At 40.8% G+C, this 14,512-nt stretch carries 6 protein-coding genes; 1 reads left to right on the plus strand and 5 read right to left on the minus strand.

The window, feature by feature from the left end:
• The 5 genes from WC743_RS15015 to WC743_RS15035 form a co-directional block, all read right to left on the minus strand.
• Positions 1-833: hypothetical protein (locus WC743_RS15015; protein ID WP_373013052.1), on the minus strand; the 833-nt coding region annotated here is incomplete at its 3' end.
• Positions 834-861: 28 nt separating this feature from the next.
• Positions 862-2,634, minus strand: coding sequence for a SusD/RagB family nutrient-binding outer membrane lipoprotein (locus WC743_RS15020; protein ID WP_373013053.1), 1,773 nt, complete (start codon positions 2,632-2,634; stop codon positions 862-864).
• A gap of 6 nt (positions 2,635-2,640) precedes the next feature.
• A complete protein-coding gene (locus WC743_RS15025) occupies positions 2,641-5,898 on the minus strand; it encodes a SusC/RagA family TonB-linked outer membrane protein (protein ID WP_373013055.1) in 3,258 nt (1,085 codons plus the stop codon).
• A 467-nt stretch (positions 5,899-6,365) separates the two neighbouring features.
• Positions 6,366-8,831 carry a glycoside hydrolase N-terminal domain-containing protein gene (locus tag WC743_RS15030; protein WP_373013057.1) on the minus strand — a complete coding sequence of 822 codons (2,466 nt, stop codon included), beginning with the start codon at positions 8,829-8,831 and terminating at the stop codon, positions 6,366-6,368.
• A 255-nt stretch (positions 8,832-9,086) separates the two neighbouring features.
• A complete protein-coding gene (locus tag WC743_RS15035; protein ID WP_373013059.1) occupies positions 9,087-11,654 on the minus strand; it encodes a galactose oxidase in 2,568 nt (855 codons plus the stop codon).
• 578 nt (positions 11,655-12,232) lie between these two features.
• Between WC743_RS15035 and WC743_RS15040 the strand changes: the two genes are divergently transcribed.
• Entirely contained in the window at positions 12,233-14,497 is a 2,265-nt protein-coding gene (locus WC743_RS15040) for a GH92 family glycosyl hydrolase (protein ID WP_373013061.1), read from the plus strand.
• The last annotated feature ends 15 nt before the right edge of the window (positions 14,498-14,512 follow it).

A 14,512-nucleotide genomic window follows, 5' to 3' on the forward strand; every position in this document is an offset into this window, starting at 1 on the left:
TGATAAAAACGATCGATATCGCCGGCATAATCGCCCATGTTGGCCTCATACATGGCATCTGTACAGTTTTGAAAACGATAATAAAAACGCTGTGGCGGCGACCATCTGCTTTGCATCCCGACAATGTAAAGATCAAATCCTAAAGCCAATAGATTGGTACGCAGCTGTTTGTACAAAGCTACATTATCATTAGAATTAAGATCCTGGGCGTTGTTGATAATGATCAGATACTTACCATTTACTTTTTGATAATTAGCTTTAGTCATCCAGTAAGACAGGCGCTTAAAATCATTATAAAACCCCAGTAGTTTGGTTGCATTGGTTTCCAGCGTGCCTGTGGCACTTGTAGGGTTAATGCCTAATGTACCGGTACTTAAGTTATAGGAAATAGCAAAATTCATTTTTGATGAATTGGCAGCATTCAAAAAGCTAACAATGGTATTAGAATCCGCCTTAAAATTGTTATTATCCATGGTTGGCGAGCGCAACGAAAATATAAAATAATCAATTTTAGCGGTAGCGGCCTGGTCTACATGCTGGTTCATAATAGCCGGTGCGGGCGTACTTGTAGCTGATGCATTCATTCCTAAAACTGGTATGCCAGTGAAATAAGAATATGGACCCGGGCCACCTGCTACAGGCTTTTGGGGGGTAACGCCATTGAATGAACCAAACTGATAGTAAAAGGCACCTACCAAATAATTTTTAGCTGCCGGTACATCAGGGATGGTATAGTTAATAAATACATCATCAACACTAGGATCATTCTTTTTACATGAGTACAGGCTTGCTGCTATTAAAAACGCAAGGCCGTATATATATTTCATTTTCATGTCTTCTATTTTAAGCTCAGTTAATCAATTAATAAGAATTTATGATTTTTAAATCAGTAGCAACACCAACGCCCTGGGAAACAATACCGGCCTGTGCATCCTGAATAGTATTGCCATACCATCGTTGTACAAAAGATATATCATAGTAAGCTGGTACTTTACTCCAGTCTATTGGTGTATATGCCGGTTCAAAGCTCAACCTTGTAGCCTGCAAGTCCTTACCGCCCAATAATTTTAAACCTGTGGCATAACCCTGTGGGTTATTGGTAATTTCTGACTGCGGATAAATAAAGCGATCCGGAAGATTTTGAAACGGCCCCAAGGGAAGACCAGTACCTGGCGTAAGGTGCGGAGGCAAAACCAGGTTTTGAGTACGGCGCTGTAACAACCAGGCTTCAAAACCACCGTCATCATAATAATTGAGCCATTGCTGTATCCATATTTTTTTAAAGTTATCAGCCGGAATGCTTGTGCTTATAGACGGGCCCAGATCATAATTAAAGCCCTGCCCCGCCGTATTCCATTTAATTCCATTTTGCGCCTCATAAGCGTTTGCTTGAACCTGGCTCAAACCCCAGAAAGCGAAATTGGCGTTAATTCCTGCGTAGTAATACTGATCTGCCGGTTGCGTGCCGCCATAACCCCGTAAAGCTGCTTCGGCTTTCATAAAGCAAACTTCAGCATAAGTCATGATGTAAAATGGGCGGGTTGCCGTGTATAAAACCGGCTGTAGTGTGCTGTAGTTTTGATTTGCTACAGAGGCACCGGCAAAGGGACCGTCATTACCCGTGTGAGTAGCAGTTTGGAAACTCCAGTTTGACAGATATTGAGCAGATTTTGGCTGCCCCAGGTGCGGTATTGGGTAGCTTACAATATAATGTTTTGCATCTAAAGTGCTGGTTAGGGTATCAGTTATTGCAAACGGCTTAACAGCCTTCACAAAATAAGCGCCTAAACGCGGATCTTTATATGAGCGGAAATAAGTAAAAACATAATCGCTCATGGTTGGAATGCTTCCTCCGGAAACAGTATAAGATGTACTTTGTATAACAGACACATTATACTGCGACTGGCTGCCTGATGCCGTACCGTAATTAAATTTCGGGGCATCCGCATCAGAGGTAAGCAAAGCGCTTTCGTTTGCCATTACGTCCTTAATATTTGTTGCCGCCAGATCTGGCAGGTTTTTTTGCACTGTAAGCGCAATACGCAGCCTCAACGAGTTAGCAAATTTTATCCATTTACTCATATCGCCACCGTAAATAGGATCCTGGGTAAACTTATCGCCACCAGTAGTTTTTATAGCCGCGGCATCAGCCTTTAACCGGCTAAGTAAGTCGGTATATATGCTGTTCTCGTCATCATAAGGCACAAAGGAATTGGTTAAATCGCCCATATGCGAGTAAGGGCATGGGCCATAAGTACCAACTAAAAATGCATAAACATAGCATTCCCATATATCTGTTATGGCCATTGTGTTGGCATATGCCGGATTGTTTTTGAACAGTTTTTTTAATTGTGTAGTATTGCCCAGTACGTTAACGTACATCTTGTTCCAGTTGTCATCAGCACCCTGATTATAACGGCCTTGTGCCTGAATCAGGTGGCCGTACTCCCAAAGGTTTTGAATATTGGTAAGTGCAAAACGGTTAAGGGTTGTATAAAACACTCCTGGCAAAACGTTAGCCGGCTCAGTTGAGGCAAATGATGAAGGGTTAGTATTTAATTCAGTGAAATTTTTTGTGCAGGATACTGTTGTCGCAACAAGCAGCACCACCATATATTTTATTAACTTTTTCATAATTTTTTACAATGAAACTTTAAAATCGATACCATACGTTGCATATGGCAATGAGCCACCTTGTTCAAGTCCCTGGCCGTTACCTGAAAAAGCAGCGGATTCAGGATCAATGCCCCTTGGAGTCTTCTGGAAAATAGTCCAGATGTTGCGGCCAACCAGTGATAGGGATGCGCTTTTAAACACAGTTTTTCTTAACATACTGGCCGGAAGTGCATAACCCACTATCACCTGCGATAATTTCACATATGATGCATCAAATGTATAATAACTAGAAAGGTGACTGCTTTGCTGCCAGTAGAGCTGCGGCGAAATATATTTGGTATTTGGCCTCGTTAAATCGGCGATGTAGTTACCATTGGCATCCACCAATAAAGTTTTACCATCCGGCGCAAGCTTTGGATAATAACCAGAGTAGATGGAACCCTTAACACGGCCTGCATCGGGATAGGGCAGGTTAAAATTGTTAGTTATGCCTAATCGTTCATTATCACTTTCGCCCAATACACCATCGCTGTACAGCCATTCCTGACGGCCGCCAAGCGTGGCAGTTGAGTTACCGGAAACATAATAACGGAAACCAGTACCCGAGAACATAGAACCGCCTATGCGGCTTGTTACAAGAAAGTTAAAACTGAAGGTTTTATACCGAAATGTAGAGCCGAGAGAAGTAAGCGCCCGCGGCGAAGCATAACCCAGTATGGGTACGTATACAGTTGGGTGGTTACTGGTATAATATAAAAAACCCGTTGTAGGATTAACCAACGCATGCCCGTCTGACGAATAATCCTGATCCTCTCCACGCAATACACCCAGCGGCTTACCTACCTCGGCATAGTTGCTTGCTGTAACAGCACCGGCAAGTTTTACTTGAGTAATGCCGGGCGCCAGCTCTAATACCTTGTTCCTGTTTACCGAGAAATTCCATATGGCATCCCAACTAAAATTACGGGTTTTGATAGCCGTACCTGTTAAGGTTACTTCCAAACCTTTGTTTTGAACCGAACCGCCATTTATAAACTGGTTATTGAAACCATAGGCAACCGGCGCACTGCCTGATAATAACTGGTTGGTAGTTTTATCTTTATAAACGTCGGCTGTTAAACTTAAACGCTCATTTAAAAAGTGCAATTCAATACCCAACTCAACTGACGTTTTTTGTTCCGGCTTCAGGTTGCTGTTTTTCAGTGTATTAGTATCAAATGTTACATAGCTTACGCCATTTATAGCACCGCCATATAAGAATTGGTTATACAGGTTGTAGGGGCTGGTATCATTCCCCACCCGTGCATAAGAAGCACGTAATTTACCATAGCTTAAAAAACCCCTGGGTATATTTTTCCATAGCTCGGTAAACACAAAGCTACCACCTACCGAAGGATAAAAAAATGACGCGTTTTGCGGAGGCAGTGTGGACGACCAATCGTTACGGGCGGTAAGATCAACGTAAATAAAATCCTTATAACCTACGCTGGCAGTGGCATATAATGATTGTGTTTGTGAACGTATAAATGCTTCGTTGGCCGTGGCATTTGTTCCATTATTGGCAAGGCTTCTTACATCATGCACCAGCAACTGGTTAGTGCCGGCACTGGTATTATAATAATTGGTGTTGCGCAATTCGCCACCAGCGTTAGCAACAATAGAAAAATCACTAATGCGTTTGTTATACATTAATAATCCCTGTGAATTCCAAACGCGGTTATTTTGCTGAAATTCATTATAAGAGCCGTTTAAGTTTGATAATGAACCTTTTTGTATAAAAGTATAACGGTTGCCCCACAGCAGGTTAGCCGCTTCCTGTGCCCTGAACTGTAATCCATCGGCCAGTTTAAAAGTAGCCGTTACACCGCCAATAATAGTATTATGGGTGTCCTGATTGCCGTTTTCATTGATATCCCAGTATGGGTTTTCTATACCACCGCTGCCGCCGCCGTTAAACGCATTTCCTGCGGCATCTTTCCATGGGATAAGGCTGGTTAGGGGTATACTAACTACGGCATTATTAAAGTAATTATAGGGGTTGGCGTTGTCCTCGTTACGATAAGTACGGTTAGTAACATTTTCCTGTATATACTGCACACGGGCTTCAATCTTCATAAACGGCGCAAAGTTTTTACTCCCGTTGAATGTGAAGTTATTTTTGGCTACCAGGTTCTGTTTAGCAATAATATCGGTAGCATCCGTACGGCCGTAAGAAAAACGTATAGATGATTTATCATCAGCCTGGCTTATTGAAATGTTTTGCGATGATGTACCGCCAACCTGAAAAAGCGATTGAAGTGAATTACCCTGCGGCAGATATTGTAATACCTGGCCGCTAACGCTTAAATAAGGCTGACCTAACATAGGCCCGCCATAACTTCGGCCGCCGCCTGAGCCCGACTGTATAACACCCTGCCCCAGTGTGCCAACCAGGTTACCGCTTAACCGTATATTGCCACCCTCGCCATATACATTTTGTATATCCGGGTATTGCAATACGCGTGATGCCATGTAATTACCATTGTATGATATGCCTAAACCGGCATTCTTTTTACCTTTTTTGGTTGTTACCAAAATAGCGCCGTTAGCCGCTTTTGATCCATAGATAGCTGCAGCGTTAGGACCTTTTAACACTTCAATGCTTTCAATATCATCGGGGTTTAAGTCGGCAGCATTGTTACCATAGTCAAGATTGCCTACCTGCCCGTTTGAGTCATTGTTATCAATAGGAATACCATCAACCACCCATAAAGGCTGATTGTTGCCGGTAATAGAGCCCGCACCGCGCAGCTGTACCTTGGTAGAGCCGGTTGGCTGCCCGCTGGTAACCAGTTGCAAACCTGCTACTTTACCATCAAGGAGATCAGTAATATTTGAAGCACGGGCCTCCGTCATTTCATTAACATTAACGCTTTGTACGGAATTTGTAAGCGATGCTTTGGTTCTGTTGATGTTTAAACCGGTAACCACTACTTCGGTCAAATCCTTTGCGGCCGGATCCAATTTTACATCAACGGTTGTTTTTCCAGTGATATCAATTTCCTTGGTTGCAAAGCTGATAAATGAAACTACCAGGGTACTCCCGGTTGCCGCGCCGAGATTAATTGTAAACGTGCCATCCTGACTGGCAGCTGTGCGTGGCGTCGCATTTTTCAGGGCTATTGTCGCACCGGGTAAAGGATTGCCTTTTTCGTCGACAACCTTTCCTTTAATTATGCGGTTCTGCGCGTAACTGTTACAGGCAAACCACATAAAGAATAACAATAATAAAAGTTTCCTCATGTTATAAGTTTAATTGGTTTAAAAAAAATTGGTTACTTTGGTTTTATAATTGATCTCAAATTACGCATCAGCTTATTAATAAATAGTTAATAAAATCTTAATAGCAGCCTTTAAAAAGCCTTTTTATTGGGGATTAAGCATTTTTCACCATTTTATATTTCGCTTTGGCAAAAACTGACAATATTTAATTGAAAAAGGCAAATATTGCCGATATGCTTTATGTTTCTGCTGACCTATGAACCGGTCCTTGTTAACGCTATTGACTTATAATGACAAAATATTAGCTAATTCTTACCGATAATAGCGTACTTAAACAATATTGTAATTATTTGGAACCGGCATTGGCCTTAAATGGTGAAAGACGTTGGGCGCTTTCGCGGAATTTTAAATATCTGTTTGCTATAGCTGCGAGTATCCGGATAAATTAAGTTATACAGTGCATTATTTTTTCAATTTGGTTTGAGAGACTAGTAAATCAACGTGTATACTTTCCCGGGATCTGTGGGCAGATCATAAAGCTGTGTTTCTTTTAGCGTAACCACTTTAAGCCTGGCTTTTTCTGATATAATTGGTTTCGGCGTTTGCTCAATTTTATAAAAAGGGTTGCTGTTATCACCTCGGGCTAAGGGTAATTGGGTGCCGTTCTTAAGCTTTAGGGTGTTCGGAACACGCAAACGGCAATTACCACCCAGCCGGGATTTAATCTGCACTTCTTTTAATTTGCCGTCCTTCCACTGCATATTTACAATTTCAAATCCACCAAGTGCCTTTAAGCCACTAACACTTCCATTTGGCCAGGCATCAGGCAGTGCAGGTAACAGGTTAATGTCACCGTCATGGCTTTGCAGCAGCATCTCGGTTATACCAGCCGTGCAGCCAAAGTTACCGTCTATCTGAAATGGCGGGTGCGCATCAAACATATTAGGATAAGTACCACCACCGTTATTACTCCCCCCTTTATTTAAGCCGGTTGGCGTTAACTGATTTTGAATAAGCTTATAAGCATGATTACCATCCAACAATCTTGCCCATAAGTTTACCTTCCAACCCATTGACCAACCGGTTGATACGTCACTTCTGTATATTAACGAAGTACGCGCGGCATCCAATAATTCGGGCGTACGATAAGGCGAAATTTGATTGCCGGGATACAAACCGAAAAGATGCGAGACATGCCGGTTTTTATCCATCGGGGTATCCAAATCATGCAGCCACTCCTGTAGTTGGCTATACTGGCCAATGTGCATCGGCGGTAAACGCTTCCTGGCCTCAGCTAACTGTTTTGCGAATTCCGGATCAACGTTCAAAACTTTGGCGGCATTTATCACGTTTGAAAAAAGTTCAAAAGCCAGTTGGTTATCCATAGTTATGCCCGCATCAATAGATGCGCCCTGGTAGGCGGCGGGGCCATTTTCAGGCGACAATGAAGGTGAAATAACCAGCCATTTATGCTCTGGTTCTTCTATTAAAAAATCAAGGTAAAATTGTGCGGCCCCTCTCAAAGCAGGGTATACAGATTTTAAATAGGCTGCATCTCCGTTATACAAATACCTGTCCCATAGATGGCGGCTCAACCATGCCCCACCTGACGGCCACATACCTGAATAAACCCCGTCAACCGGGCCTGTAATACGCCACAGATCCGTATTATGATGCGCCACCCAGCCGCCTGCGCCATACATTTTTTTGGCCGTTTCCTGGCCCGTTACCGCCAGTTCTTTTACCATTTGAATTAACGGCTCATGCATTTCGGCCAAATTAGTTTCTTCTGCCGGCCAGTAGTTCATTTCGGTATTAATATTGATGGTATATTTACTTCCCCAGGGTGGTGCTTGTTTATCATTCCAGATTCCCTGCAAATTAGCGGGTTGCCCACCCGGTTGTGATGAGGAGATCAATAAATATCTGCCAAACTGAAAATACAAAGCGGCCAATTGGGGGTCATTCCCAGTCGCAAAATCCCTGATGCGTATGTTGGTAGGTTTTTTAATAGAATCTGTTGTACCCAAATTCAATTTTACCCTGTTAAAATATTTCTGGTAGCCCGCAATATGCGCAGCCAAAAGCTGTGGATAAGTTTTTGACATCGCCTTCTGCAGGAAAGCAGCCGCGCGTTTCCCCTCATTTGCGCTTACATCATTATAATTAACAAAATTTGTGGCGATGGAAATATAAAGGATAACTGAATTGGAACCGCTTACACTTATAGTTGAATCTGACAACAGTATTTTGCCGCCATCGGGCCTTATTTTTATCAGCGATTTAAATCTGATCTTACTTTTTACACCGTCCTTATCGCCGCTAATCCCCGAAAGCACCAACTCATCCTTTCCTTTTATGGTGACTGATGCCCGCTGTGTGCTCGACATGGATGCGGTAAAAGCAATATTCCCTGGTTTATCTGCTGTAAAACGCATCACAATCACCTGGTCAGGTATGGAGGTAAAGGCCTCCCTTTTAAACTTAACACCATTAGCGGTGTAAGTGGTGGTAGTTATCGCACGCTCAATATCCAGCTCTCTGTAATAGTCAGTAACCTGATCATGCCCTGTAAAGGCAAGAAACAAGTTACCTACAGGCTGAAACTGCATGCCATTAATTTTATTGGATTTTATTTTTTCCGTGGCCAAAATCGCGGCCTCTTTATTTTTTCCTTCAAATATTAATCTGCGTACTTCCGGCAAAGCGGCCAGTGCTGTTTCGCTGTCATTACGATTTGGCGCGCCGCTCCATACGGTAGCTTCATTTAATTTGATACATTCCCGGCCTGGGTTGCCATACACCATTGCAGCCAGCCGGCCATTTCCTATTGGCAAGGCCTCTTCCCACACATTGCCTGCGGGTTTGTTATACCATAGCTTTAAGGGGCCAACCTGGGCAAAAGACGACAGGCTAAAACAAAGAACCGTACCAAACAAAAAAACTCTTCTCATAAAAAAAGACGTTAACGGTTTACAAATAAATAATATTAATTGGAATGTACTGTTAAGCCATACCCTGTACTCTTAAATATAAAATCAATAATTGGCGCCGGGTTAGGAAAGTTGCTAACTGATGCTTTTCCATTACAGGTTCGAAACAGATGCAAATAAATTATCAGACACTAATAAATAATTAATAAAGTACTAATTCGTCTCCCTAAAAGAAAAATTGTTTTAAGATGCCTTGCGAATGTACTTACAGACACCTTAAACTAATACCGCGTGAAAATCTTTTTTAAATTCTTCGCCATAGATTATCCTGTATTCCTTTATAAAACTTTCAAAGGTGTTTTTTGCCAGTGAATGCTTGCCTAATGCCGAGAGGGCTTTGCATTTGATGACCATGGCTTCTTCATTAACCGGATCAAAATGGAATATAAAATTGGACAGTTCCACTAAAAACTTAAAATCGTTTGGAGCTTGGGAATTGGCAAAGTGCAGGTAGGTATCAATTATTTCATTTGATGTTTCAGATTTGAATGTATCTAACCATTCATACTCAATATTTGAGAGGAAATTGCCACGCTGAGTGATTTCAGAAAGACATTTTATTTTTTGAATATCCAGTTCTTTCTTATCATTTATAATATTCAGATAATTATGATAATCAACGTAAGTATGCTGGTAATCAATATCAAATTTCCAATAACCAGTATCATTTGATAAGTGACAATGGTCCATTTTATCAAGGAGGGCTTTTAATTTGGCAATATTTACTGAACGATTGTTGCGCGCACTTTTAACTGATTTATCATACCATAATATTTCGTTCAACTTCTCAGAACTCAGCCCCCGCCCCCACCTGATGGTGTACAACAGAATTACCAAAAACAGTTCTTTAATAAGCGGCGTAAAATGCTTAGTAATATCTGCACCCTCTGCATCAAAAACCTGTAAATCGCCAAATAACAGAATAGCATTTTTAAACTCATTGGCATGATTAAACTCAGAGATCTCACTTTTCACAACTTTAACATGTTCCGTAACGGTATTTGATGGATTAGTTGGTTGCAAAGGATTAGTTTCAGCACTTTTTTTCGAAGTGCCTTTTCTTCGGCTTACATAAAATAAAAATAGCAGAGTGATGGCCGCAAACGCCCCTCCTAAATACCAGGCCCTGTTGTTCTTCACCTCATGTGCTATTTCGGGTCCTCCGTATGGCGGGCTCAATAGGGTGTAGATATTAATTTTCGTCTGGTTATTTTCGGAACGCAGCAGTGTTACGGCTATAAACCGTTTGCTAACCGGACAATAATACAGATCGGCAAAGGAGTGCGTGTCATGAAAGAGATAAGGTATAGCGCTACCCACCATTTCATATGAGGGTTTGGTTAACGAGCCTTTAATGAGTTGCAAAGTTGAATTGTATTTATGCTGCGGAAAGATAAGCCCGTAATACGTCTTCGTTTTATCATCAATGACTAAGGAATTGGCAAGCGCAAAATCTTCACCTTTTACCTTTAAGACAAATAGTTTTTTAAAGGCCCCATCCTTAACAGTAAAACGCATCATATCATAAATATTCTGCGGATTAAGAATTTGCAGGCCGCTACTGTTACCGTAACCTCCCAGAATATAAGCAGTATCGCCCTTTGAGGTAGCACCTAACGCCGATAAATAACGCGGCATGAAAAAATCCCCTTTAACGTTAACAGTGTCCCAGGTGGCGGTGTTTAAATGATACCTCTGAATTTTATTTTTATAAACAAGATGCCCATAGCCGCCCAGGAAATAAAGGGACGAATCTACCAAAGAAAAAAACTTGTTTAAATGCCAGTAATCAGTAATAGGGCCGACTTTGAATTTCTTATCCCAATTGTGTGTTTGAAAATTGTATTTAGTTGCAAATTTTTGATCTACAAAAAAACTATATAGCCGATGGTCAAAAGGATTAAAAATCGATTGGTTTCCCTGGTTCAGATCAAGTTTATTATAGCTGGTATTTTTCCATAAAGCCTCTTTAAACGAATAGTTATGCAACGAATCACTGGCAATGACATACAATTGCTCCTGAAGCGGGTCGAAAGCGATGCCGGCCACGCCGTTTACTGTTATGCTTTGCACCGATTGCCAATCGCGATGCATAGCAGTAACCCAAACCGGATTTACTACAGCAGCATCATTCTGGTTAACCACTTCATGAGCGGTCAAACCGCTTTCCTCGCTCAACGGCCAATTATATTTCAATTTACTGTTCTCTTTAATAAGAATATTTCTCAGCTTCATTGGAGGGATATCAGTGGATTGAAACTGTCTGTAATTGTTTGTGCCGAACAATATCTTATAGCAGCTATTTTTTTTTAAATGCAGGCCGCTCTCAACAAACATTGTTTTACCATTGTAAAACAAAATTCGGTCATGGTCAAAATCAAACTTAACGCGTATATTATTCCAACTATTAAATAGTTGATCACGCTCAATATCAAAACTGATTTTTGAAAACCGTTCGCCTATAATTACATTAAAATGTTTAAATTTCGTTTGAGCGTCATAAACTAAATCAATATTGCGTTTATCATCCTCAATAATCCTGACTATATATCCAAAATAGGTTTTCCGGTTAACGATAAAGGAAAGGTCGAACGAAATATCAAAATTATCATTAAAACATAAGGTTTTTCCGGGGCTCAGATCCAGGCCGGTCCTTTTATCCTGATAAACTTCATGACTCGCAAATGCCAACCCATAGGACTGCCCTAAACTATCGTAATTAAATACGATGAATGTAAAAAAAAAGCAAGCAATAGTTTTAAAAATTCGGCGACCCAATTTCATTATGTTTATCATCGACCCTACCCAAACTTATAACGTTAAGTTTTTATTCGGTTCTTTATGCTGTACTGGTTTATAATAGCTGCAAATTATGGATTTATGTTAACCCGATATGCAAATCAAAATTAAGACGATTATTAACATTTTCAATACTTTGCTGTGAATTACATTTTTTATACTTCACAGTAAGATTATTTAAAATACTCACACCTAATTTGTCGCTTCAATAAACGCAAACAAATAAAACAAATGTTATAACGGTTCGCAGTTGCGCTAAAATTTCAAGCGAATTGGTTTAGTCCGGCATTTTGGGGCGTAAAAGAAATCTCCGCGCGGCACCTTGCCTGCTTTACCAGATAATCATAAATAATGGTCAACGAGAAAATTCATAAGGCAGTAAAAAACATTTTTGTCAATCTGATATCTTCAAGACGTTGATTAGAAGAGTTAATTGCTAAAAATATAAATGAGTCACGCTAATTTTACAAATTAGTTGGCTTTATCGTACCGTATTAAGTAGTTATTAATCTTTTGTTAATAATCTGCCGCTACACTTGTAGCAAACCGGATACGAATCAATTATGAATTTCATTTGTCGCAAAAAAGCAAAAGGCAATATTGTATACATTTCTACTTTATTATTAATAAGCGTTGTTAAACTGGTTAATGCACAAAGCAAACCCTCTAATGCTTTAACATCCTATGTTGATCCGTACATTGGTGCTGCCGGCCATGGCCATGTTTTTGTTGGTGCCAGTGTCCCTTTCGGCGGCGTGCAACTGGGGCCTGAGAATTTTTACAAAGGCTGGGACTGGTGTTCAGGGTATAATTATGGCGATAGTGTATTGATCGGTTTTTCGCATACACACTTAAGCGGCACGGGTATCGGCGATCTGTCAGATATATTAATAATGCCCTATACCGGCGGCATTCAATTGGATAAAGGTAAAGAAACGGTCCCAGGCAGTGGTTATGCCTCCCATTATTCGCATAAAAATGAAAAAGTACGGCCGGGTTATTATGCTGTTAAACTTGATGCTTCGGGCATCAGGGTAGAGCTAACTGCTACTGAGCGCGTCGGTTTTCACCAATATCATTTCCCGGTAGGCAAGGAGGGGCATGTTATTATTGATCTTAAAGAAGGTATCAATGATAAAAGTACAGAAACCTACCTTAAACAAACTGATAAATATACACTGGAAGGCTATCGTTTTTCAAAAGGCTGGGCCAAAAATCAATGGCTATTTTTTACAATCAAGTCATCAGAACCGCTAATGCAGTTTGGAGTTTATGATGATAGTAAATTACTGGAAGGCACAACCGGCAAAGGAACTAATATAAAAGGGGTGATCAGTTTTAAAAATGCTCCCACAACGCTTAAGTTAAAAGTTGGCATTTCACCGGTAAGTTGCAAAGGAGCCCTGGCTAATATTAATGCTGAGATTACTGACTGGAATTTTCAGAAAGTAGTGCATGATGCTGACGCAAAATGGAATAAGGAATTGGCAAAAATCGTTATCGCCACAAAAAGCCAAACCAATAAAAGGATATTTTATACCTCGCTGTATCACACCATGATAGATCCGGCTTTATTTAATGACCATAATGGCGACTATCGTGGTGCCGATAAGATTGTTTATACCAAGGCAGCTTTTAATAATTATACAATATTCTCGTTATGGGATACCTATCGCGCCGAGAATCCGCTTTTTACTATAACTCAACCAAAACGAACCAGTGATATGATCAATACCATGCTGGCCATTTATCAGCAGCAGGGTAAACTACCTATCTGGCACCTTATGGGCAATGAAACCGGCACTATGGTTGGTATCAGCAGTTTACAGGTAGTTGCCGAGGCATATTTAAAAGGCATAAAAGGTTTTGAAGCGGCTAAAGCCTATGAAGCGGTAAAGAACACCGCGATGTCTGATTCGCTGGGGGTAATGTATGTAAAAAACTTTCAGCCAATACCTACTGATAAGCAAACCCGCCCTGTAGCCAGGGGCCTGGAATATGCGATTGGCGATGGCAGTATTGCACTGATGGCTAAAGCGATGGGTAAAACAGAAGATTACGAATATTTTAAAAAACGGGGTGAAAATTATAAGTTATATTTTGATCCTACAGATCAGTTTTTTAAAGGCAAACTTTCTGATGGCAATTGGACACCTGGATTTGCCCCGCTTAAAAGTAAAAATAACCTTTATGCAGAGGGTAATGCCTGGCAATACCTTTGGCTGGTGCCCCAGGATGTGCCCGGCCTGATTTCTATTTTAGGGGGCGATAGGGAATTTAATAAACGATTAGACCAATTTTTTAATTTGAAGTATACGGAAGAAGGCGGACTCTCCGATCTGACGGGCTTAATAGGCCAGTATGCCCATGGTAATGAACCGAGCCATCACATTGCATATCTATACACTTATAGTGGCCAGCCCTGGAAAACGGCTGAAAAGGTACGATATATTTTGAAAGATTTTTATTTGGATAACCCTAATGGTATTATTGGTAATGAAGATTGCGGACAAATGTCAGCCTGGTACATATTTTCATCGCTTGGGTTTTATCCTGTGTTCCCGGCATCAGGCACTTATATTATAGGAAGCCCCCTGTTTGATAAGGCCACAATTAACCTGGATAGCGGAAAAAAGTTCACGGTGGAAACCATGAATAACAATGACAAAAACATATACATCCAAAGCATCACCCTGAATGGTAAGCCATATCAAAAAACATATATTGAGCACCGGGATATTATAAATGGCGGTATACTTAAAGTGGTAATGGGCGGTAAACCAAACTATAAATGGGGTACCCTGCAAGTAAACCGGCCACAAATTTAATTACTTAAAATATTT

Origin of the sequence: Mucilaginibacter sp. (genome assembly GCF_041660805.1) — a bacterium.
Lineage (GTDB): Bacteria > Bacteroidota > Bacteroidia > Sphingobacteriales > Sphingobacteriaceae > Mucilaginibacter.